The organism is Gammaproteobacteria bacterium (assembly GCA_036383255.1).
In the GTDB taxonomy this organism is placed as follows: domain Bacteria; phylum Pseudomonadota; class Gammaproteobacteria; order Natronospirales; family REEB76; genus DASUBN01.
This window is the reverse complement of sequence record DASVOS010000018.1, coordinates 73,040-96,669: the sequence shown is the minus strand read 5'-3', so window position 1 is coordinate 96,669 and position 23,630 is coordinate 73,040. Positions and strand designations below refer to the sequence as shown.

Below are 23,630 nucleotides of genomic sequence, written 5' to 3'. Positions count from 1 at the left end.
GAGGGATTAGCCCCGGATGCCGGGCGCCGCTCCCAGCAGCGCCGATTCGGGCCTCTGCTGCTTCGCGATCCACTCGTCCACGATGCTCTCCAGCACGCTCAGAGGGACCGTGCCGTTCTCCAATATCACGTCGTGGAAGGCGCGCTTGTCGAACTTGTCGCCGAGCTTGTCCTCGGCGCGCTTGCGCAGCTCCTGGATCTTGATCTCGCCTGTCATGTAGGAGAGCGCCTGGCCCGGCCAGGCGATGTAGCGGTCCACCTCGGTGCCGATGTTCTGGTCCGTGAGAGCGGTGTTCTCCTTGAACATCTTCACCGCGTCCTCGCGGCTCATGCCGTAGGCATGGATGCCGGTGTCCACCACCAGGCGCACCGCGCGCCACATCTGGTAGGAGAGCATGCCGAAGGTGAGGTACGGATCGGGCTTGCCGGTCTTGGGGTCGTTGTAGAGGCCCATCTCTTCACAAAGGGTCTCAGAGTAGAGCGCCCAGCCCTCGCCGTAGACGTTGAAGTAGCCGAAGCGGCGGAAGTTCGGCAGGTCCGTCATCTCCATGGCCAGCGAGAGCTGCATGGCGTGGCCGGGCCGGCCCTCGTGGCAGGTGAGCACCGGGATCTCGTACTTGGGCCGGGTCTCGGGCTTGTAGAGGTTCACCGCCATGAATGCCGCGCGGGTGCCGTCCGCGGCAGGCTGCATGGAGTAGGCGGGATAGGTGTTGGGCGCCTGGTCCATGGGGATCACCGACACGCCCCAGGGCACGCGCGGCTCATGGCCGAACTCCTGGGTCAGCCGCGGATCGATGCGCTTGGCCACGGCTTCGTAGGCTTCCAGCAGGTCGTCGGGGTTCTTGTAGTAGAAGCGCTTGTCGGTGCGCAGGAACTTCAGGAAGTCCTGGAACGAGCCCTTGAAGCCCGTGCTCTTGATGACCTCCTCCATGCGCGCGTGGATCTCCGCCACCTTCTTCAGACCGATCTCGTGCACCTGCTGCGGCGTCTCGTCGGTGGTGGTGAAGTGGCGCACCAGGTAGGCGTAGTAGGCCTCACCGTCCGGGAGAGTGGTGACGGCCAGCGCGGTGCGCGCCTTCGGGAGGTAAGTGCCGTCGAAGAACGTCTGCAACCGCTTGTACGCCGGCATCACGACCTCGGTGATGCTGGTCTTGGCCTCGGCCTGCATGCCGGCGAAGGTCTTGGCATCCAGGAACTTGGGCTGCTTCAGGAACGGCGCGTAGAACGGGCTCTTGGCCACGTCCGTCACGATGTTGTCGGCGATCTGCTGCGGGATGCGCTGGGCCACCACCTTGGGTAGCACCCGCTGCTCGTCCACGCCCTGCTGCAGGAGCGTGATGGTCTGGTCCATGTAGGTGCCGAAGTTCTTGAGCCGCGCCAGCCAGTCCTGGTAGTCCTTCAACTTCTCGAAGCGCAGCGACTGGGTGGTGATGTCGCCCACGGTCTGGATGCCGCCCAGCTGGTTGAGCGGGTAGAGGTACTCATGGAAGCGGTTGGAGTCGAGCGCGTCGGCGTACTGCCACTTGAAGAGGTCGTAGCTCACCTGGTCCGCCGGCGGCAGCGCGGCACGGTCGATCTTCGCGAGGTCCGCCAGGGCCTGCTGGTCGGCGGCATGGGAGCGCTGGATCGCGGCCATGCTCGCGTCCGGCCACTGGTCGTTGAAGCGGTAGTCGCCGAGGTCGGAGGCGGAGAGGGGATTTTCCCGCATGGCGCGGTCCCATTCCCGGTCGAACAGCTTGTGCAGCGCCACCGAGGCGGAATCCGCCGCGAGGGCCGGGATGGTGCCGGCCAGGCCGGCGGCGAGGGTCAGGACGAGGGGCCAGGTCCGCAGTCTCATGGAGCCTCCGATGCGAGCAGGCGCTCCGCCAGCGCGGCGAAGCGTTCCGGGATGTGTTCGACCTCGAGTCGGCTGTATCGTTCCGCGAAGTCACGGGCCGCCGCGGTGAAGGCAGGCTCGGCCAGCAGCCGTTGGAACTTGGCGTGCATGCCTTCCGGTGCCAGCGCCGGGGCCGCGAGACCCGCGCCGGCCTGTTCAACCCGCTGCGCAAGCATGCGCTGTTCCATGTTGAGCGGCAACAGCAGCAACGGTTTGCCCGCCAACAACGCCGAGCTGATCGTCCCGTGGCCCGAGTGGCAGACCAAGAGGTCCGCGTCCGCCGCGGCACGCTTCAGGTCCACGGGCTTGTCGGAGAAGCTCAGGTTCGCGGCGCCGGCGTAGCGCGCGCGCGTCTCGTCCGCGCCCTTGCCGAGGTAGATCAGCGTCGGATGGCCGGACTGCTGGAAGGTATCAAGCAGCGCAGGCAACGTCTTGAAGGGCTTGAGGTAGGCGAACACGCGCCGGCCAGCCGTCGACGGCCAAGCAGGCGCGACACCGCCGTCCTGCCGCGTGGGACCCCAGTAGTCGCCCGCATTTCGATTCGCGTAATGATCCAGTTCCCTGAACGTGAAGAACAGGCTCGCATCCGCCGCGTAGAGGTCCGCGAGCCGCGCGAGCGCCGCTTCGCCCAGGGCGCGCAAGGCCTCGTTCGCAGTCGCGGTGACCCTGTCCTCGATGGCGGCGAGCCCGGTCGCCGAGTCGTCGAAGCCGGGCATGGGATAGACGGCGGGCGGGATGCCGAAGCCCGTGCCCAGCACCACGCGTCTCACCTTGAGCCCGCGCGCCGCCAGCATGGCCGTGGGACTATGGTCGAACACCAAGAGGTCCGGCGCCAGGGCCGCGTACAGGTTGCGCCAGGCGTGCAGCCGGGCGAGCAGGGATCTCAGGTCATGGAAACCCGTGTTGTGCATGACGCCGGGCAGGCTCAAGGTGGGCACGATGGGTGAAGGCACCGCATCGCTCTGATACGGCGCCTGGAACCAGGGCGTGCGCCCGGCGTCCAATAAACGTTCGGCCGATAGGGCCTCGCGCACGATGAAGCTCACCCGGCGGCCGCGCCGCAGCAGCGCTTCCGCCAGCGGCTTCATGCGCGCCACGTGACCGAGGTCCGCGCCGAGTTCCCAGCACATGACCACGTGTGCCACCTTCAGCCTCCCGCGAGGCGCGTGACCAGCGCCTGGAAGTTCTGTACCGGCTTCAGGGAAGCGCCACCCGCATACTGGGCTGCGAGGGTGCGCGCCTTCTCGGCGAAGCCCGCCTCGCCCAGCACCCGTTCGATCTTGCTGAGGATGCCGTCGCGCTTGAGCGCCGGCGCCGCGAGGCCCACGCCCGCCCGCTCCACGCTGTGGGCGATGTGCATCATCTCCAGGTGCCGCGGCAGCACCACCACGGGCTTGCCCGCCAGAAGCATGGCGGCGGTGGTGCCGTGCCCGTTGGTCATCACCGCGCAATCGCAGTCGCGGGTGACCGCGGCCATGTCCTGCAGCGTGTCGGCGAAGTTAAGGTAGGGTCCCGCGAGCTGCTTGAGCTGCGGCGCGAGCCCCGGCACGTAGGCCAGGGTGCGGTGCGGGCCGGTGGACAGCGCCCGCAGCAGCTCCGGCAGGGTGGGGAAAGGCTGGCCATAGAGGAAGATGCGCTTGCCGGAGCCCTCGGGCCAGCACGGCGCGGCGCCGCCGGGGCCGGGCAGCGGACCCCAGTATTCCGCGCCGCGCCGCGAGTCGGCGTAGCTGTCGAGTTCCTTGAGCGTGAACAGCGCCGGCGCCGCAGAGGAGAAAAGCTGCGCCAGGTACTCGAGCTTGGGCAGCCCCAGGCTCCCGGCCACGCCGTTCGCCATGGCGAGCGCCTTGTGCTCGGCAGCCTGCAGCAGCTTGGCATCCACCGGTTGCCAGGGCCGCAGGTCCGGCAGCGGCGCCACATCGGGCGGGACCACGAAGCCGTTGCCGGTGACGATGCAGGGCAGGTCGCGGCCGCGGGCCGCCAGCAGGGCGGTGGGCGCGTGGTCCGCCACCAGCAGGTCCGGCGCGAGCACCGTGTACAGCGACTGCCAGGCACGCACCCGGGCGCGCAGTTCGTCCTCGGCATTGAAGGCCGTGCTGAGCAGGATCTGAGCATAGCTGTGCAGGACACCGCCCCGGGGCTGGAAGTTGGCGGGCGCGGGGTAGTAGGGCATGCCGTCGCCGCCCAGCACCGCCTCGGCGGCGGCTACGTCCCGCACCACGAACGCGACGTGATGGCCGGCCTGCCGGAGCGGCCGGGCGAGGGTCAGGAGCGGGGCGAGATGCCCGTAGCCGGCGCCCAGTTCCCAGGCCATTAGGATCCGAGCCATCCCGCGCTTTTCCCCGGTGAAACGAGGGTTCACTCTACCGGATTGGGGCGCGCGGCGGCATGGAACGGCACCCCCCTTTCCGGTATCATTTTCCGCCTCTGATGTGGGGCGGTTTTTGCCCTCCGGCAGCATCCTTGAGGAACATGTAGCGGGCGGCGGGTCTCCCTCCGCCCCTTTGATTTTCACCACCTGGACGAACCCTAGAGAAGCATGGGCAAGCGCACCTCCCTCTATGACTCCCACGTGGCGGCCGGCGCCCGCATGGTGGACTTCGGCGGCTGGGACATGCCGGTCAACTACGGCTCGCAGATAGACGAGCACCACGCGGTGCGCAGCGACGCCGGCATGTTCGACGTCTCGCACATGACGGTGGTGGACCTGGAAGGCCCCAAGGTGCGCGAGTTCCTGCGCCACCTGCTCGCGAACGACGTGGCCAAGCTCAAGGAGCCCGGCAAGGCGCTCTACAGCTGCATGCTCAACAACCAGGCCGGCATCATCGACGACCTGATCGTGTACTTCATGCGCGAGGGCTGGTTCCGCATGGTGGTGAACGCCGCCACCCACGACAAGGACCTGGCCTGGATCAACCAGCAGATCGAGCCCTTCGGCGTGAAGCTCACCGAGCGCCAGGTGGCCATGATCGCCGTCCAGGGCCCGAATGCGAGAGAGAAGGCGGCCTCGGTGCTGCCCCCCGCGCTGCGCGAGCCGGCGCTGGCGCTCAAGCCCTTCAGCGCCGTGGAGGGCGAGGGCCTGTTCGTGGCCCGCACCGGCTACACCGGCGAGGACGGCTTCGAGATCATGTTCCCCACTGAGCAGGGCGCGGACTACTGGAAGAAGCTCATGGATGCCGGCGTGAAGCCGGCGGGCCTCGGTGCGCGCGACACGCTGCGCCTGGAGGCCGCCATGAACCTCTACGGCTCCGACATGGACGAGGGCGTCACGCCCCTCGAGTCCGGCCTGGCCTGGACCGTCGCCTGGGAGCCCAACGACCGCGACTTCATCGGCCGCAAGGCGCTCACCGCGCAGCGCGACGCCGGCCCGCGCCGCAAGCTCGTGGGCCTCGTGCTGGAGGACAAGGGCGTGCTGCGCGGCCACCAGAAGGTGGTGTCCGACGCGGGCGAGGGCGAGATCACCAGCGGCACCTTCTCCCCGACCCTGGACCGTTCCATCGCGCTGGCGCGCGTCCCCGTCGCCACCGGCGACGAGGTGCAGGTGGACATCCGCGGCAAGCTGTTGAGGGCGCGGGTGGTCAAGCCGCCGTTCGCGCGCAACGGCAAGGCACTCATCAAGATCTGACACGGAGAGCACCATGAGCAAGATCCCGGCCGACCTCAAGTACACCAAGAGCCACGAGTGGGTGAAGCTCGGCGCCGACGGTGTCGCCACCGTGGGCATCACCGACCACGCCCAGGCCGCGCTCGGCGACCTGGTGTTCGTGGAGCCGCCCAAGCCCGGCCGCCCGCTCAAGGCCGGCGAGTCCTGCGCCGTGGTGGAATCCGTGAAGGCCGCCTCCGACGTGTACAGCCCCATCGCCGGCGAAGTGGTGGAGGGCAATGTCAAGCTCAACGACACGCCGGAGATGATCAACCAGGACGCCTACAGCGCCTGGCTCATGAAGCTCAAGCCCGTCAACCCCAAGGACGTGGACGGCCTCATGGACGCCAAGGCCTACGAGAAGTTCCTGGCGGACGAGGCTCACTGACCGGCCGGACCGCCGCCCGCACTCATATATATAGAGGGCCCGTCCGGGCCCTCGTCACCCTAGAGAGACCGAAACACCCGCCATGACCGCCCGCACCCCGCTCAGCGCCCTGGAACAGCACGATGCCTTCAGCGGCCGCCACATCGGCCCGGACACCGACGAACAGAAGGCCATGCTCAAGGAGCTGGGCTTCGCCAGCCGCGCCGCGCTCATGGACGCGATCGTGCCGGCGAACATCCGCCGCAAGGAGACGCTGCCGCTGGGGCCCTTCACCCATCCCCGCTCCGAGCACGAGGCGCTGGCGCATCTGCGCACCCTCGCCGCCAAGAACAGCGTGTTCAAGACCTTCATCGGCCAGGGCTACTACGGCACCTACACGCCGGGCGTGATCCTGCGCAACGTGTTCGAGAACCCGGCCTGGTACACCGCCTACACGCCCTACCAGCCTGAGATATCCCAGGGCCGCCTCGAGGCGCTGCTCAACTTCCAGCAGATGGTGACGGACCTCACCGGCCTCGCCATCGCCAACGCCTCCATGCTGGACGAGGCCACTGCCGCCGCCGAGGCCATGACGCTGGTGAAGCGCATGTCGAACTCCGCCTCGGACGTCTTCTTCGTGGCGGACGACGTGCTGCCCCAGACCCTCGAAGTGGTGCAGACCCGCGCCAAGCCGCTCGGCCTCAAGGTCGTGGTGGGCAAGGCCGAGGACGCGGCCAACACCGACTGCTTCGGCGCGCTCTTCCAGTACCCGGGCGTCGGCGGCGAGGTGCGGGATTACCGCGCCGTGGCCGAGGCCCTGCACAAGAAGGGCGCCGCCGTGGTGGCAGCCGCGGACCTGCTTGCCCTCACGCTGCTCACGCCTCCGGGCGAGTGGGGCGCGGACGTGGCGGTGGGCAACAGCCAGCGCTTCGGCGTGCCCATGGGCTTCGGCGGCCCGCATGCGGCGTACCTCGCCACCAAGGACGACTTCAAGCGCTCCATGCCGGGGCGCCTGGTGGGCGTCACCGTGGACAGCCAGGGCAAGCCCGCACTGCGCCTCGCGCTGCAGACCCGCGAGCAGCACATCCGCCGCGAGAAGGCCACCTCCAACATCTGCACCGCCCAGGCGCTGCTCGCCATCATGGCCAGCATGTACGCCGTGTACCACGGCCCCAAGGGCTTGAAGACCATCGCCGAGCGCGTGCACCGCTTGACCCACATCCTCGCCGCGGGCCTGCGCCAGCTCGGCCTCGCGCCCGTCAACACCCACTTCTTCGACACCCTCACGGTGCGCACCGGCGGCAACACCGCCGCCGTGCACCACGCGGCCAACGCCAAGCGCATGAACCTGCGCCGGGTGGACGAGGCCCACGTGGGCATCTCGCTGGACGAGACCATCACCCGCAAGCACGTCGAGGCGCTGTGGTCGCTGCTCGCCACCGCCACCGGCAAGGCCGGCACGCTGCCGGACTTCGACGCGCTGGAGAAAGAGGTCGTCCACGCCTGGCCCGCGTCGCTGGAGCGCAAGAGCGCCTACCTCACCCACAAGATCTTCAACGTGCACCACTCAGAGCACGAGATGCTGCGCTACCTGCGCGAGCTCGCGGACAAGGACCTGGCGCTGGACCGCAGCATGATCCCGCTCGGCTCCTGCACCATGAAGCTGAATGCCGTCTCCGAGATGCTGCCGGTGTCCTGGCCCGAGTTCGCGCACGTGCATCCGTTCGCGCCGGAGAGCCAGACCGTGGGCTACCGCGAGATGATCGCGGAACTGGAGCAGATGCTGGTGGCCTGCACCGGCTACGCCGCGGTCTCGCTGCAGCCCAACGCCGGCTCCCAGGGCGAGTACGCGGGCCTGCTCGTGATCCAGGCCTACCACGCCTCCCGCGGCGAGGCGCACCGCGACGTGTGCCTGATCCCGTCCTCCGCCCACGGCACCAACCCCGCCTCGGCCCACATGGCCGGCATGCGCGTGGTGGTGGTGGCCTGCGACGACAAGGGCAACGTGGACCTCGCCGACCTCAAGGCCAAGGCCGAGGCGCACAAGGACAAGCTCGCCTGCATCATGATCACCTACCCCTCGACCCACGGCGTGTTCGAGGCCAAGGTGCGCGAGATCTGCGAGGTGGTGCACCAGAACGGCGGCCAGGTGTACGTGGACGGCGCCAACATGAACGCCATGGTGGGCCTCGCGGCGCCGGGCCAGTTCGGCGGCGACGTCTCGCACCTCAACCTGCACAAGACCTTCTGCATCCCCCACGGCGGCGGCGGCCCGGGCGTCGGTCCCGTGGCGGTGGGCCCGCACCTCGCGAAGTTCCTGCCCAACACCCGCGCGGTGGGCTACGAGCGCAGCAAGGAAGGCATCGGCTCCATCTCAGCGACGCCCTACGGTTCCGCCTCCATCCTGCCCATCTCCTGGATGTACGTGGCCATGATGGGCGCCGCCGGCCTCACTGCAGCGACCGAGGCCGCGATCCTTAACGCCAACTACCTGGCGAAGAAGCTCAGCCCCCACTTCCCGGTGCTGTACAGCGGTCCCGGCGGCCTGGTGGCCCACGAGTGCATCCTGGACCTGCGGCCCATCAAGGAGACCAGCGGCATCACCGTGGACGACGTGGCCAAGCGCCTCACCGACTATGGCTTCCATGCCCCCACCATGAGCTTCCCGGTGGCGGGCACGCTGATGGTGGAACCCACCGAGTCCGAGTCCAAGCACGAGCTGGACCGGTTCATCGAGGCCATGATCGCCATCCGCGGCGAGATCCGCGCGGTGGAGGAGGGCAAGCTGGACCGGGAGGATAACCCGCTCTGCCACGCGCCCCACACTGCCGAAGTGGTCACGTCCGATTCATGGAACCACAAGTACAGCCGCGAGCAGGCGGCCTATCCGGTGGACTCGCTGCGCCGCCGCAAGTACTGGGCCCCGGTGGGCCGCGCGGACAACGTGTATGGCGACCGCAACCTTTTCTGCAGCTGCCCCCCACTCACGGACTATTGATTCCAGGAGGATAGAGACATGGCGACGATCGCATGGCGCGGTAACCCGGTCCACACCAGCGGCGAACTGCCGAAGGTGGGCAGCAAGGCCCCGGACTTCCAGCTGGTCAGCAAGGACCTCAAGGACACCTCCCTCGCCGACTTCAAGGGCAAGAAGAAGGTGCTGAACATCTATCCCAGCATCGACACGCCGGTGTGCGCCATGTCCACCCGCAAGTTCAACGAGCACGCCAAGGCGCACCCGGACACTGTGATGCTGATGATCTCGGCGGACCTGCCCTTCGCCCAGGGCCGCTTCTGCGGTAACGAGAACCTGGAGAACGTGGTCACGCTCTCCACCATGCGCGGCCGCAAGTTCGGCGACGACTACGGCGTGTGGCTTAAGGACAGCGCGCTCGCCGGCGTCACCGCCCGCGCGGTGGTGGTGCTGGACAAGGACGACAAGGTCATCCACGCCGAGATGGTTCCGGACATCGCCAGCGAGCCGAACTACGAGGCGGCCCTCAAGGCCCTCGGATGAAGGTCGAGGGGCGCAGCACCGACGGGCTCCTGGGGCTGACGCGGCTGCAACGCGCCACCCGCGTGGGCTTCACGGCGCTCACCTGGGCCTTCCTCAACGAGGAGGCGTTCCGGCTGGAGGTGCTGGGCTCGCTGGTGCTGGTGCCGCTCGGCATCTGGCTCGGCCAGGGCGGCGCCGAGAAGGCGCTGCTCGCCGCCGCGGTGATCCAAGTGATGATCGTGGAGATGCTCAACACCGGCATCGAGGTGGTGGTGGACCGCATCAGCACCGAACGCCATGCCCTGTCGGGGCTTGCCAAGGATATCGGCTCGGCGGCGGTCATGATCAGCCTGCTCCTGGCTACTGTCATCTGGGGCTGCATTCTCTTCCCGCGTTTCTTCTGATCAACCCAGGGGTTTCCCATGTCGGCACTCATATGTGGATCGATGGCTTTCGACACCATCATGGTGTTCCCCGAGCCCTTCAAGAACCACATCCTGCCGGACAAGATCCACATCCTGAACGTCTGCTTCCAGGTGCCGCAGCTGCGCCGCGAGTTCGGCGGCACCGCCGGCAACATCGCGTACAACCTGAAGCTCCTGGGTGAGAAGGGCTTGCCCATGGCCACCGTGGGCGGCGACTTCGGCCCCTACGCCGAGTGGATGGACAGGCAGGGCATCTCCCGCACCTATATAAAGGAGATCGCCGGGGCCTACACCGCCCAGGCCTTCATCACCACGGACGTGGACGACAACCAGATCACCGCCTTCCACCCCGGTGCCATGGGCTCGGCCCATGAGCAGCAGGTGCCGAAGGGCGCCGGCATCAAGCTCGGCGCCGTCTCGCCGGACGGGCGCGAGGCCATGCTGCAGCACGCCGAGCAGTTCGCCGCCGCCGGCATCCCCTTCCTGTTCGATCCCGGCCAGGGCATGCCGCTCTTCTCCGGCGAGGAGCTCCTGCATTTCATCGAGCTCGCCAACTGGGTCGCGGTGAACGACTACGAGTCCCAGGTGCTGGAGCACAAGACCGGCCTCACCGCCTACCAGATCGCCGAGCGGGTGGGGGCGCTGATCGTCACCTGGGGTAGCAAGGGCTCGGTGATCTACGCCCAGGGCCGGCGCTTCGACATCGAGTGCGTGAAGGCGGATTCGGTCGTGGACCCGACCGGTTGCGGCGACGCATTCCGTGCCGGGCTGCTGTACGGCCTCATGCACGAGCTGGACTGGCAGACCACGGGGCAGATCGCCTCGCTCATGGGCTCCATCAAGATCGCGAACCGCGGCACCCAGAACCACAGCTTCAGCCGTGCCGAGTTCGCCAAGAGATATGAAGAGTCGTTCGGCACTTCACTCCCCGAACTTTCCTGATCCGCTACACTCGAACCCTCCAGTCCTCCTCATTTTTATTGGACACGCCATGAAACGCCTGCTGCCGCTCCTCGTCCTGTTCTTCGGTCTCGTCGGCGGGCAGGGGGCCTCGGCCGCCGGCAATGAGCAGGCTTGGGACGCGACCCTGGAGCGGGTCTCCCCCTCGGTGGTGTCCATCCGCGTGGACGCGCCGCGTGCCTTCGACACCGAATGGAACCTCACCGGCCAGGCCACCGGCTTCGTGGTGGACGCGGAGCGCGGCATCATCCTCACCAACCGCCACGTGGTGACACCGGGCCCGGTGGTGGCGGAGGCGGTGTTCCAGGACCACGAGGTGGTCACCTTGAAGCCCCTCTACTACGACCCGGTGCACGACTTCGGCCTCTACCAGTACGATCCGGCGGCCTTGAAATACATCCATCCCGTCTCCCTCAAGCTCTCGCCGGAGCACGCGCGGGTGGGGGGCGACATCCGCATCATCGGCAACGACGCGGGCGAGCAGCTCTCCATCCTCTCCGGCACCCTCGCGCGCCTGGACCGCGAAGCGCCCACCTACGGCGCCGGCGGCTACAACGACTTCAACACCTTCTATTTCCAGGCCGTGTCCGGTTCCACCGGTGGCTCCTCCGGATCCCCCGTAATCAACATCGACGGCGAGGTGATCGCCCTCAACGCCGGCGCGCGCAACGACGCCGCCTCCAGCTACTTCCTGCCGCTGGACCGCGTGGTGCCTGCGCTGGCCCTGCTGGAAGCCGGCAAGCCCGTGCCGCGCGGCACGCTGCAGGTGGTGTTTCAGCACGAGTACTACGACGAGCTGGAGCGCCTGGGGCTGCCCGCGAGCCTCGAGGCGGACCTGCGCAAGCAGTACCCGGACGCCACGGGTCTGCTGGTAGTGGACCAGGTGCTCCCCGGCGGCCCGGCGGACGCGCTGCTGCAGCCCGGCGACGCGCTGGTGGCGGTGGATGGCAAGGTGCTCACCACCTTCGCGCCGCTGGACGAGATCATGGACGCCTCCGTGGGCAAGACCCTCAACTTCCGCGTGCTGCGCGGCGGGCACCCCTTGAGCCTGGACATCAAGGTGCAGGATCTCGCTGAACTCAGCCCGCGCTCGTACCTCCAGTTCGGCGGCGCCACCCTCAACGACCTTTCCCTGCAAGTGGCCCGCGGCTTCAACGCAAGGGTGAGCGGCGTGTACGTGGCGAACCCGGGTTACGTGTTCGGCACCGCCGGCATCGCCCGCGCCGCCGTCATCACCGAGCTGGACGGCAAGCCGGTGGCGGACCTGGACGACTTCCAGAAGGTGCTGGAAGGCATGCCGGACGGCGACCACGCCCGCGTGCGCTACTTCAACGTCAGTAACAAGAAGCAGTCCACCCTCGGCATCATCACCGTGGACCGCCGCTGGTTCCCGGCGGAACGCTGCACGCGCGATCCCATCACCGGCAACTGGCCCTGCACGGCGCTGCCTGAGCCGCCGGCCCCGGTGGCGGACACGCCCGCCACGGTGGATTACCCCCGCTATACCGACCCCGTGATGAACAAGCTCGCGCCCTCGCTGGTGTTCATCAAGTTCGACATGCCCTATGCCCTGGACGGCATCGGCGACACCCATTACCTGGGCGCCGGCGTGGTGGTGGACGCCAAGGCGGGCCTGATCGTAGCGGACCGGGACACGGTGCCGGTCTCCATGGGCGACGTGCGCATCACCTTCGCCGGCTCCCTCGAGGTGCCGGGCCGGGTCATCTACGTGAACCCGCTGCATAACCTCGCGGTGATCCACTACGATCCCGCGCTGCTGGGCAAGACCAAGGTGGCCTCGGTCGAATTCGCCACCCGGCCCTCGCGGCCCGGCGACAGCGTGAAGCTCGTGGGCTACCAGCCGGACGGCAGCCTCACGTCCCAGACGAGCCAAGTGGCCTCCCTGGACCCGGCCCTGTTCCCGCTGCCCCGCAGCCTGCGTTTCCGCGACACCAACCTCGAGGTCCTGAGCCTGGTGAACGCGCCGGGCAACGTCACCGGCGTGCTCCTGGACAAGGCCGGCCGCGTCACCACCCTGTGGGTGAGCTTCGTCTATGACGACGCGAACCGCACCCAGGAAGTGCAGCGCGGCATCCCGGTGGACGTGGTGCAGGACACGGTGCGCATCGCGCGCAGCCGCGCCGGCCTGCGCACGCTGGACGTGGAGCTCTACACCACCCGTCTCTCCCAGGCCAGGAAGCTCGGCTTGAGCGACAGCTGGGCCCAGAAGCTCGGCGCCGCCGCGCCGGAGCGGCGCGAGGTGCTGGTGGTCTCGCGCCTCACCGCCGGCACGCCGGCGGAGAAGCTCCTGCAGAACGGCGACCTCCTGCTTGCCATTGACGGCAAGCCCGTCGCCAGCTTCCGCCAGGTGGAGCAGGCGAGCCAGAAGCCGGAGCTGAACTTGACGGTGCTGCGCAACGGCGCGGTGCAGGACATCAAGGTCGCCACCGTCTCGCTGCCGAGCGACGGCACCGAGCGCCTGCTGATGTGGGCCGGCGCCATCCTGCAGCGGCCGCACCATGCGGCGGCCGCGGAGCGCGCGATCCCGGACGAAGGTCTCCTGGTGGGTTCCTATAACTACGGTTCGCCCGCGAGCCGCTACGGGCTCGCCACCGGCTGGCGCATCATCGGCGTCAACGGCGTACCCACGCCGGACATGGACAGCTTCATCCAGGCGGTGCAAGGCCTCAAGGACCGGGACAACGTGCGTCTCGCCGTGAAGAACTGGGACGGCACTGGCCAGGTCATCACCCTCAAGGTGGACCAGCGCTACTGGGCGCCGTACGAGGTGCTGCGCAGCGGCGACGACTGGGTGCGCAAGCCGCTCTGATCTTTAGGTTTCCGCCTTAAGTCCATGTCCAGGCAGGATATCCATCCTGTGGCCTGCGCTGTTCGTCGCGCCTAAGGTCGCAGTCGTCGCAAGGACGATTCCCACGGCTTGGATTTATATCTTCGTGATTACAGATTGACACCTCGATTCCGGATAATGTTAAATCATGGTCGCCGCACGCCCGTGCGGAGGGGTTTAGGGAAATAAATCACACTGGCCAGGGAAGGTCGCTCGCAACTTCCTTCCTGTCTCCCGGTCGCCTGTGGACCTCCAAGACGAACAAAGCCAGTTGATCCACGCCGGCTCATGCCGGCTTTCGAGCCTGACTGTCTGGGGAAAAAACATGGCCTTCATCCGTCGCGCGCACTCGCTTCCGGCGTTCTTCTTCTCGTTGCTGCTGACCTTCAGCACCGCAGGCGCGGTGGACCTGGATGGGTCGCACCTCGCGGTGCCGGGGGATTTCAACGCCGACGGACGGCTGGACGTGCTCCTGCAGCCGCTCACCACGCGCGACCGGGGCAGCCTCGTGCTGCAGGACGGCACCGGCGCCTTGAGTGTCGTGGCCCAGGGCTGGGACCCGGGTTACCTGGGCCTGGACTGGAGCGCGGGCGCGAGCGTGGTGACCACGGCCGACCTCAACGGCGACGGCCAGGACGACGTGCTGGTGCAGCCCGCCAGGACCGGCGGGAACGCCGCCGTGCTCATCACCGATCCCAGCGTGCAGCTACTGCACGTGAGCCAGGTCATCCCCGCGAACTACCTCAGTGTGGACTGGGCCGCTGCGGCCCACGGCATCGTCACCGGCGACTTCGACGGCGACCGGCACCGGGAGCTGTTCCTCCAGGCCATGAAGCGCAAGGGCACCGGGCTCATCGTGCACGCGGACGCTGCCGGCCATCTCGTGGGCGCCACCCAGGCGTTCGTGGACGGCTACCTCGGGCGCTTCTGGAGCGCCGCCGACGAGACCTTCTATGTGGGCGATTTCAACGGCGACGCGCGGGACGACCTGCTGGTCCAGTCCAAGCGCCGCGGTTCCGGCGAGTCCGTGTACGCACTGCTGCTGGCGGACGGCGCCGGCCGCTTCACCCGCCTTTCCCAGACCTGGAACAACCGCGACCTGGGCGCCGACTGGAACCCCGCCACCCACGTGATCCTCATCGAGGACGCGAACGGCGACGGCATCATGGACATCACGCTGCGTTCGAAGAACGGCGGCACGAACAGCCTGTTCGAAGGCAACACCCAAGGCGGCTTCACCCGGGCCACCGTCAAGTGGAACGGCGACAAGTCCGCCACCGAAGCCCTGCGCGACGCCGGCAAGCCGGTGAACGGCGGCATCAGCATCGTCGCGGCTCCCGGCCCCACCGCCAACATCATCACCGCGCCCACGGATCCGGAACAGGACCCGGTGGTCGTGCGTGGCACCCAGGGCACCCAGGGCAGCGGCCAGATCATGACCGTCAACGCCGTCGGCAACATGCAGGGCCAGCCGGGCGTCAGCGGCGGCACCGCCACCTATTCCATCCCGGTCGCGCTGCCGCCGGGCATCTCCGGCATGCAGCCTTCCATCGCCTTGAGCTATTCCAGCCGCGGCGGCAACGGCGAGATGGGCATGGGCTGGTCCGTGTCCGCGGGCTCCCAGGTCCATCGCTGCCCCGCCACCGAGGCGATGGACGGCTACAGCAACGGCGTGACGTACGGGTCCTCCGACCGCCTCTGCCTGGATGGCCAGCATCTCATCCGCGTGTCCGGCAGCGCCTACGGCCACGATGGCGCGGTCTACCGCACCGAGCTGGACAGCTTCGCGCGCATCACCGAGACCGGTGACATGGACACCGACACCTCCTCGTTCAAGGTGGAGGACAAGGACGGCCACGAACGCCGTTACGGCTACGGCAGCAACATCGGCGCCAGCAAGAACACCGTGTTCAGGGCCTACGACACCGCCGCCGGCGCCGTCATGACCAAGCCCCTGGCCTGGGGTCTCGGCATGGAGGTGGATACCTACAACAACAGCATCATCTACTACTACAGCTCGTTCGGCCTGGGCGAGTACCTGCTGACCCGCGTCACCTATACCGGGTCCGGCGCCACTGATGGCAACCGCGAGGTGGATTTCAACTACCTGGCCCGCAGCGATGCCAGCAGCCAGTACCTGGCGGGCGGGCTGACCCAGCAGACCCAGATCCTCTCCAGCGTCAGCACGGTCGAGAACGGCGCCGTGGTGAGCACCTATAACCTCGAATATGCGGACAGCGTCGCCACGCGCCGCAGCCTGCTCACGGGCGTGCAGCAATGCGGCGGCAGCGGTGCTGGGCGCCTGTGCCTGCCCGAGACCACGTTCACTTGGCACGATCCCGCCACCAGCTTCGATTCGCCGGTGAGCATCGACTCGCAGGATGCCTGTGGCCTGTCGTCGGTACGCGTCACGGGATATCAGCCGACCACGTCCAGCGTCGGTGACATCAATGGCGACGGTTTCCGGGACCTCTTGCATTACCGGTCCGGGTGCGATGCCACGATCTACCTCATGGGTCACGGGGGGCAGCTGACAGGCAGCTACGTGGTGACCGATGTCAGCAACCCCAGCAACAGCATCTTCGCCGACGTCCTGCCGAGCACGGAGACCGATATCGACAACGACGGTACCGCCGACCTCATCGGCGAGGCGAAGGACGGCGCCTGGCTCGCTTATTCCAGGTTCACCGGCTCGGGCTTGGGCGCGGCGGTGAAGCTGCGGGACGATGCCAACAACGCGATCCACTACAGCTACCAGGTCCAGGAGCCGGGCGGGGCGCAGACGGTGAACTCCATCGTCGCCATCACCGACGCGAACGGCGATGGCCGGGCGGACATCGTGGCCCTCATGCCGGATCCGGACACCTCCGGAAACTGGATGCTGGGCGTCTACCTGAACGACACGCCGCCCTGCGGCGGGACCTGCACGCCGGAGTTCAACAGCATCCCCCTCCGGATGTACACGGCGCCGAACTACACCGACGGTAACGGCTTCGTCAGGGTCCTGAGCGCGGGCCCCGTCGGCGACATGGATGGGAATGGCCTTCCCGATTTCGGAGTGAGCTACATCAGCGGCGGCGTGTCCAAGTCCTATTGGCTGTTCACGCAGCGCACCCCCGGCATCGGCTTCACCGCGGTGAGCCAGGATGCGGATGGCCGCACCCAGGAAGGCCGCGTCGGCATGCAGCTGGACATCAACGGCGACGGGCTTCCCGACATGGTGTACGACTGCACCTTGCAGAAGGACTGGTGCTATGCCCTGAACACCGGCAAGCCCGGTACGGGCCTGTTCGGCCCCGAGGTGAACACCGGATCGCTGGATGCCCAGGCAGGCAATGACAACGCGAAGGCGGGCATGTTGCAGGCCGATATCGACAACGATGGCCTCGCCGAGCTCATCTATCCGTCCATCCTGAAGTCCGAGTATTGCATCAGGGTCACCCAGGGTTCCGAGCCGGTGGACAAGTGCGCCTACAGCACTGGACAGACTCTCCCGGCCAACGAGGATCTCAGCATCTATCAATATGCCGTCCTGCGTTTTGTCCCGCAGCTGGTGGCGGGAGCTTACGTCTATAAGCCCGTCGGCGGCACCACGGGCATCATCGCCCAGGCCCACCTCGCGGCTCCCATGGACCTGGAAGGCGACGGGTTGTCCGATGTCGTATCGCCCTTCACCAAGTGGTATGCGGACGGCTACTTCATCGACCAGGGCACTTACACGCGCCCGATCGGTCCCCACATGTCCTCCAACACCGCCAGCTCCACCAGCAGTCTGAACGCCGCGCCGGATCTGATGACCGACGCGACCGACGGGTTCGGCGTCACCGCCAGCTGGAACTACTACCCCTTGTCGTCCAGCAAGACCTATGGCGGCGTGCCGCTGTATGCCTCTCCCGCCACAGGCAGCGGCGGCGCCTATGCGGGCGATGGGTATTTCTATTTCTCCTCGTCCATGTACGTGGTGGGTGACTACAGCGTCAGCGATGGCATCGGCGGCACCAACGTCCACGACTTCCACTACGGCCAGGCCATCTACAGCGGCCAGGGTAGGGGATTCCAGGGCTTCCGTACCGTGGTGGAGGACAACGTCGAGGTCGGTTCCCGCACCGTGCAGGTCTACCACCAGCGCTTCCCCCTGAGCGGCACTTTGGAGGAGAGCTGGACCATGCCGGTGGCCGAGGGCGTGGACCTCGTGGCCCCCGTGCCGCCCGCGAACCACCACTATGTGGACCATGTGGCTAACACCTGGGGCTGCCTGAAGAAGAATGAGACCGCCGGGCTCACCGTGGACGGCATCACCTGCAGCAAGCTGCTGGATGCCGGCACCTTCGTGCCCGTCCTGACTCGCAGCATCGAGACCCGCTACGATGTCGGGAGCTACGCCCTGCTCTCGACCACCGACACCCAGTATTGCCCTGTCAGCGGCGGCGCCTGCGCCGGCGGGCTGGGCTACGACATGTACGCGAACCCGCTGGGCTCCGTGAGCACCACCACGGATGCCGGCGGCACCTACGTGAGCAGCGTGTCAAATACCTATGCGAGCGACACCACCAGCTGGTGGCTGGATAAGCTCACCAGCAGCACCAAGACCGTGGACGCGGGCTACACGGCCAATGATCCGGCGGCGGTGTCCCGCACCACCACCTACACCTACGACGGCGGCCGCAGCCTGAACGTGGTGGACGCGCTGGGAGACGGCGCGGCGACCGAGATCACCACCGATTACGACCATGATGCCCGCGGCAACGTCAGCAAGGTCACCGTGAGCGGCGGTTCCGGCGCCACGGCGGTGGGCCCCCGCATCACCACCACCACCTATACCACCGGTGCCGATGCGTTCTATTTCGTGAAGACCGTCACCAACCCCATGGGCCACGTGACCACCATCACCCCCGACCCGCGCTTCGGCTCGCCGAGCCTGGTCACAGACCCCAACGGCGTCAAGACCGCCTACGGCTACGACGTGTTCGGCCGCAAGGTCTCGACCCAGGTCACGGACCCGATCTCGCTGCCGGAACAGGTCATCCAGTACCTGCCGGGGAACGACGGCTCCTGCGACGGCGCGGCAGTACCTGCCGCGTACTACGTGCTGGTGAACCAGGAGGGCGCGCCCAGCCACTACAGCTGCTATGACAAGCTGGGCCGCGTGATCCGCGAGGTGACCGAGAGCTTCTCCAGCAACGGCGACAACATCGCCCAGCGCACCGACTACGACGCGCTCGGGCGCGTGACGCGGGTCAACGAGCCCCATTTCGGCGCCGAAGCCATCCGCTGGAATACCCGCGCCTACGCGACCGACATCCTGGGCAGGCTCACGGACATGACCACCCGGGGCGTGCACACTCACTATGACTACGACGGCTTCAGCACCACCGTCACCACCTCGGCCAGCGGCGTGGCAGACCGGGTGGACGTGGAGACCCGCAACGCCATCGGCAAGATGCTGAGCGTGACCAATGCCTCCGGCACCACTGACGCGGCCGCCACGAGCTACCAGTACGACTCCGATGGCAACCCGGTGAAGATCATCGCGGCTGACGCGACGCATATCGACGCGGTCTATAACATCCTGGGCCAGAAGGTCGAGGTCACCGACCCGGACCAGGGCCATTCGGTGTACGTCTACGACGCGCTGGGCGACCTCAAGCAGCAGACCGACGGCAACAACCAGACCATCGTGATGGCCTACGACAACCTGGGCCGCATGGTCTCCAAGACCGCGCCCGAGGGCATCAGCACCTGGTGCTACGACAGCCAAGCCTGTGACGGCTCCAACACCGCGCCCTACATCGGCAAGCTGCGCATCGCCGCGAGTCCCGGCGGCTACCAGCAGAACTACATGTATGACGGCAACGGCCGCCTGAACCATGTGCGCGATGTCATAGACGGTGCCAGCTACGACACCGACACCACCTTCGACGCGGATGGCCGCATCGACACCGTGACCTACCCGGCCAGCGTGGCCAATGCGGTGCCCACGGCGAGCGCCGGCAGCAACCAGTACGTGCCCCCGGGCGCTACGGTCACCCTGCACGGCTCCGCCACGGACGCGGATGCGGCCCCGAACCCTGTGCTGTACCGCTGGACCCAGAGCGCCGGCCCTGCGGCGGACTTGAGCGACGGCACAGCCACCACGCCCACGTTCACCGCCACCAGCACGCTGGGCACCACTTACAGCTTCCAGCTCACGGCGGACGACGGCCTCTCGGCCGGCTCCGACACGGTGAACGTGACGGTACCGAGTGCGCCCACCACGCCGAATGGCATGAACGCCGGCGCGGATCCGGACCGGGACGGAGACTATACGGTTTCCTGGAATGCGGTCGCCGTCACCGGTACCACCATGAAGTATCACCTGGAGGAGGCGGGCACGGACACCAGCAGTGCGCCGCCGGCCTCGGCCTATACCGAGATTGCCCTGGTCACCGGTACCTCCAGGGTCGTGAGCCACCCCGGCAACGGCCACTATTACTATTGGTACCGCGTCAAGGCCGAGAACTTCATCGGCTCCAGCCCCGTCGGCACCAGCGGCTATAGCGGCGCGGACAGCATCCACCTGGTGGTGGCGCCCGGCACGCCCTCCAGCATCTCGCCCACGGCGGCCAGTTCCACTACCGGCAGCTACTCCGTCTCCTGGGGCGCCTATACCGGCGCGCTGCCATCCTCCAAGGTGTTCTACGAGCTGCAGGAGGACACCGCCACCGGCTGGCCCTCGCCCACGCTCGTGTACACCGGCACCAGCCGGTCGAAGAGCTTCAGCGGCAAGGGCTTGGGGGAGTACTACTACCGGGTGCGGGCCTGCAACCAGGACGGCGCCCTCAAGGCCTGCAGCGACTACCTGGGCCGCGCGTTCATCGAAGTGACCGGCAGCGGCGGCTGTCCCAACTGCAACCCGCAGATCGTCGCTCCGGGTGACGGCAGCATCGCCGCCGCAGTGCCGGCCAGCCCTGACTTGCTGGCTGCTGCTCGTCATTCCGGCGAAAGCCGGAATCCAGCTTTGTCTCAATTGGCTTCGACCGAACCTCTAACGTCTGTCGATCCCATTCAGCTTTCGGATCCGACGCGTGTGGCCTTGGCTACCGTCCAGGCTCCAAGGAAGCAACCCAATTTGTCTGCTCGTCCTGAGTTCGCTCCGCCGCTCTACAAGGCCTGGGCGGGCGCGCACCTGGAGAGCGCCACCACCACCTATCCCGTGGCGCGGCTCTCGGTGAAGTACGCCTACACCGCCAACGGCTACCTGTGGAAGCTCACCTCCGGCGTGGACCCCAACCGGGTCTACTGGCAGGTGAACTCGTTCGCGGGAGGCACCGGTTCCACCGACGCTGCCGGCAACTTCTACGAGCACGGCATGGATGCCCACGGCAACGTGGTGGTGGCGGATTCCGGCGCTAACCTGAGCACCCATTATTCCTACGACCCCTTGACCCGCTATATGGTGGAGACCAGCACCAGCCTGAGCGGCAGCGGCACGGTGCAGGACATGACGTTCCAGTGGACCCCCACCGGCAACCTCACCCAGCGCAGCGACGTGCTCACCGGTGCCAGCGAGGCGTTCCACTACGACCTGCACAACAGGTTGCTAGATTCCACGGTGACCAATGCCGGCGGTACCCAGCCCATGGTGAGCTATAGCTACAACAGCGTGGGTAACATCACCCAGAAGGTGGAAGGGACCAACACCACCACCTACGCCTATGGGTTCGGTACTGACCACCCCCATGCCGTCGCCACCCTGAGCGGCGCCGCCACCGCGTCCTACAACTACGACGCGGACGGCAACATGAGCTGCCGTGACTCGGCGGGCTTAAGCTGCACCGGCACTCCCACCGGCAACGTAGTGTGGGATTCTGACAACCAGCCCACCAACATCACCGAGGGAAGCAACTACAGCAACTTCTCCTACGCTTCCGACAAGCACAAGTACAAGGAAGTTGCGATGGCGTCTGGCACCCAGACCACGACCCTGTATATCGGCGGCCTGGAGATCGAGACCACCGGCACCACCGTGGAGTACCACCACAACATGACGGCCTATGGCCGCCCCGTGCTGCTGGACAAGTTCGTCACTGATACAGCCACCGGCAACCCGGCGGAGACCCAGGACTACCTGCTAACCGACCATTTGGGCAGCGTCACCACCACCGTGGAAGGCGCCAGCAACATCGTGGGTCATAGGAACTATGATTCGTTCGGCCGAAAGCGTGACCCCGGCACTTGGACCGGTACGGGGAGCGGTTCCTCCGCCACCAAGACCCATGGTTATACAGACCATGAGGACTTGGACCACCTGAACCTGGTGCACATGCAGGGCCGGGTCTACGATCCGAAGCTTGGCAGGTTCATGTCAGTGGATCCGGTGTTCCAGGCGCCGACCAATACTCAGTCGGTCAACCCGTATAGCTATGTGATGAATAATCCGTTGAGCTTGGTGGATCCGAGTGGGTACATGTCAGTAGCTTGCCCTGGTGGTGCCTACGAATCTGGGTGTGCTGGTGGTGGTTTGCACTGCGACCTGTGGTGCGATCCGCCGGGACAAATCCGGCCCCGAAACGATGAGAAGAAGGCTAAAGACCGTGATGCTCACGCAGGTTCGCACATTCCCGGTCGCGCCGATGCCTTTGCATCCTGTTCGGGTCGGTGCGAAATCACTGAAGAGAACGTAGGGAACGGAGCACACCTGAAGCAAGCTATCGCTGACATGCAGCACTTGCCCAAGGGTGCCTCTGACATAGATAGGGCGACAGCGCTAGCAAACGTTACAGGGTTAGGATTTTTCCGCGATGACAATGGGGATTATCACTTTGAGGATATTCCTACGGCTTTAACGCCGGCTGATATCGAAGCTTTGACTTCGCCTGACACAGTAAAACTAGCGACTAACTTGGCTGGTGTTGTGAACCACGAGACTCTAGGAATGCATGACAGTCCTCTAGAGAATGAACGACTGTCTGAGGCAAAAGACAAGATTGTTCATCAACGACTTAACGCTGTACGAGCATTCGGTGATAAGGTAGATGAGAGATCTGGAATGATGCCTCCACTTATGAGCGGAGCGGGTTACAGAGAGGCATTCTCCATTACTGTAAGAGCGATGGTTGAAGATCGTGCTGGCATTGACCCCACCAACGGGGCCGTGCATTACAACATGCGTACTCCGGATCAAGACTTCGCTGGACGGCCATTCAGATATGGTGGAGCCGTCCACACACAGTCGGGACCCTATATATCCCCGACGCCATATACATATATTGAAACCTACGGACCATAGCAATGAAAAAAATACTTCTGCTAGCGTTGGTTATGAGTACGTCTGCCTGCTTTGCACAGTCAGGCCAGCAACAAATCTCGAAAGAGAGGGTTGGTAACGTTTTAAGTTGCCTAATAACCAAGCTTGGCCCGAAAGACTTTGGGCCTCAGCAGAGCGCTTCCGGAATTTATAAGGTTAGATATTTTTACGGGATATTGACGCCGGACTATGAGAAGGACAACGAACTTCAGCTTTTTGTATTCCATGCTGATGGAGCAGAAGCAGATTTTTATCGTGTCTACTTCGACAAAGAGAAAGGCGGTCAGGATAGTATCTACATAGGAGATGGTGGATCGATAAAGAAAGAGAAAGGTCATTGGGTTCCTGACGAAATTTCCGGGGGACTCGCTAGCTACGATGAGATGGTGAAAGTTACTAAGCAAATAGAAAAACAACCGGATTTGATCATTGAACAAAAGGATGTAGTTTCGGGTAACTACGTCTGCGTTTTTGATCAATAAAGATGGAATGGGGTCAGGTCTTGACTTAATACATTAATCGGGCGCCACCGCCGCCGCCGGCAACTTCTACGAGCACGCATGGACGCCCACGGCAACGTGGTGGTGGCGGATTCCGGCGCGAACCTGAGCACCCATTATTCCTACGACCCGGCGACCCGCTACATGATCCTATTTGTCTTTGAGAGTGCTCTGAAAGCTACTTGACCAAATCTCGCTAACGGTCCAATCGCAGCCCGCGGTATGCCGCTTAG

The 23,630-nt window shown here is 66.0% G+C and carries 13 protein-coding genes; 10 read left to right on the top strand and 3 right to left on the bottom strand.

The window, feature by feature from the left end; genetic code table 11:
- Positions 1-6: 6 nt before the first annotated feature.
- Genes VF651_11575 through VF651_11565 form a run of 3 tightly spaced genes read right to left on the bottom strand, consistent with a single transcriptional unit; the run spans position 7 to position 4,201 of the window.
- On the bottom strand, positions 7-1,836 hold the full coding sequence (locus VF651_11575) for a DUF885 domain-containing protein (protein ID HEX7966340.1): 1,830 nt from the start codon (positions 1,834-1,836) through the stop codon (positions 7-9).
- The gene (locus VF651_11570; GenBank protein HEX7966339.1) at positions 1,833-3,020 is read right to left on the bottom strand and encodes a nucleotide disphospho-sugar-binding domain-containing protein; all 1,188 of its coding nucleotides are present in this window, start codon (positions 3,018-3,020) and stop codon (positions 1,833-1,835) included. Before VF651_11570 ends, VF651_11575 begins: the two co-directional genes overlap by 4 nt.
- Before the next feature lie 2 nt (positions 3,021-3,022).
- Positions 3,023-4,201: a hypothetical protein gene (locus VF651_11565; GenBank protein HEX7966338.1), complete on the bottom strand. Its 1,179-nt coding sequence runs from the start codon at positions 4,199-4,201 to the stop codon at positions 3,023-3,025.
- 210 nt (positions 4,202-4,411) lie between these two features.
- Here VF651_11565 and gcvT point away from each other — a divergent pair, with 210 nt between their 5' ends.
- The 10 genes from gcvT to VF651_11515 all read left to right on the top strand — a co-directional run bounded on the left by gcvT (position 4,412) and on the right by VF651_11515 (position 23,583).
- On the top strand, positions 4,412-5,497 hold the full coding sequence (gene gcvT / locus VF651_11560; GenBank protein HEX7966337.1) for a glycine cleavage system aminomethyltransferase GcvT: 1,086 nt from the start codon (positions 4,412-4,414) through the stop codon (positions 5,495-5,497).
- A gap of 13 nt (positions 5,498-5,510) precedes the next feature.
- The gene (gene gcvH / locus VF651_11555) at positions 5,511-5,903 is read left to right on the top strand and encodes a glycine cleavage system protein GcvH (protein ID HEX7966336.1); all 393 of its coding nucleotides are present in this window, start codon (positions 5,511-5,513) and stop codon (positions 5,901-5,903) included.
- Positions 5,904-5,985: 82 nt separating this feature from the next.
- Positions 5,986-8,880, top strand: a complete 2,895-nt coding sequence (gcvP, locus tag VF651_11550) for an aminomethyl-transferring glycine dehydrogenase (protein HEX7966335.1) — start codon at positions 5,986-5,988, stop codon at positions 8,878-8,880.
- 18 nt (positions 8,881-8,898) lie between these two features.
- Positions 8,899-9,399: a thiol peroxidase gene (gene tpx, locus VF651_11545; GenBank protein ID HEX7966334.1), complete on the top strand. Its 501-nt coding sequence runs from the start codon at positions 8,899-8,901 to the stop codon at positions 9,397-9,399.
- Positions 9,396-9,782, top strand: a complete 387-nt coding sequence (locus VF651_11540; GenBank protein HEX7966333.1) for a diacylglycerol kinase — start codon at positions 9,396-9,398, stop codon at positions 9,780-9,782. Before tpx ends, VF651_11540 begins: the two co-directional genes overlap by 4 nt.
- 18 nt (positions 9,783-9,800) lie before the next feature.
- Positions 9,801-10,745: a carbohydrate kinase family protein gene (locus VF651_11535; GenBank protein ID HEX7966332.1), complete on the top strand. Its 945-nt coding sequence runs from the start codon at positions 9,801-9,803 to the stop codon at positions 10,743-10,745.
- Between the two features lie 49 nt (positions 10,746-10,794).
- A complete protein-coding gene (locus tag VF651_11530) occupies positions 10,795-13,593 on the top strand; it encodes a trypsin-like peptidase domain-containing protein (protein HEX7966331.1) in 2,799 nt (932 codons plus the stop codon).
- Between the two features lie 343 nt (positions 13,594-13,936).
- Positions 13,937-22,879 (top strand): RHS repeat-associated core domain-containing protein, encoded by an 8,943-nt coding sequence (locus tag VF651_11525; protein ID HEX7966330.1) that lies wholly within the window; start codon positions 13,937-13,939, stop codon positions 22,877-22,879.
- Between the two features lie 32 nt (positions 22,880-22,911).
- Complete coding sequence (locus VF651_11520; GenBank protein ID HEX7966329.1) at positions 22,912-23,379, top strand: hypothetical protein; 468 nt, start codon at positions 22,912-22,914, stop codon at positions 23,377-23,379.
- A 78-nt stretch (positions 23,380-23,457) separates the two neighbouring features.
- Positions 23,458-23,583 carry a hypothetical protein gene (locus tag VF651_11515; GenBank protein HEX7966328.1) on the top strand — a complete coding sequence of 42 codons (126 nt, stop codon included), beginning with the start codon at positions 23,458-23,460 and terminating at the stop codon, positions 23,581-23,583.
- The last annotated feature ends 47 nt before the right edge of the window (positions 23,584-23,630 follow it).

Excerpts from the sequence above, each read along its gene's own strand:
- VF651_11525 (HEX7966330.1), top strand. The coding sequence starts at position 13,937 with ATGGCCTTCATCCGTCGCGCGCACTCGCTTCCGGCGTTCTTCTTCTCG.
- VF651_11515 (HEX7966328.1), top strand. The coding sequence starts at position 23,458 with ATGGACGCCCACGGCAACGTGGTGGTGGCGGATTCCGGCGCGAACCTG.
- tpx (HEX7966334.1), top strand. The coding sequence starts at position 8,899 with ATGGCGACGATCGCATGGCGCGGTAACCCGGTCCACACCAGCGGCGAA.
- VF651_11530 (HEX7966331.1), top strand. The coding sequence starts at position 10,795 with ATGAAACGCCTGCTGCCGCTCCTCGTCCTGTTCTTCGGTCTCGTCGGC.
- VF651_11540 (HEX7966333.1), top strand. The coding sequence starts at position 9,396 with ATGAAGGTCGAGGGGCGCAGCACCGACGGGCTCCTGGGGCTGACGCGG.
- VF651_11535 (HEX7966332.1), top strand. The coding sequence starts at position 9,801 with ATGTCGGCACTCATATGTGGATCGATGGCTTTCGACACCATCATGGTG.
- VF651_11520 (HEX7966329.1), top strand. The coding sequence starts at position 22,912 with ATGAGTACGTCTGCCTGCTTTGCACAGTCAGGCCAGCAACAAATCTCG.
- gcvT (HEX7966337.1), top strand. The coding sequence starts at position 4,412 with ATGGGCAAGCGCACCTCCCTCTATGACTCCCACGTGGCGGCCGGCGCC.
- gcvP (HEX7966335.1), top strand. The coding sequence starts at position 5,986 with ATGACCGCCCGCACCCCGCTCAGCGCCCTGGAACAGCACGATGCCTTC.
- gcvH (HEX7966336.1), top strand. The coding sequence starts at position 5,511 with ATGAGCAAGATCCCGGCCGACCTCAAGTACACCAAGAGCCACGAGTGG.
- VF651_11575 (HEX7966340.1), bottom strand. The coding sequence starts at position 1,836 with ATGAGACTGCGGACCTGGCCCCTCGTCCTGACCCTCGCCGCCGGCCTG.
- VF651_11565 (HEX7966338.1), bottom strand. The coding sequence starts at position 4,201 with ATGGCTCGGATCCTAATGGCCTGGGAACTGGGCGCCGGCTACGGGCAT.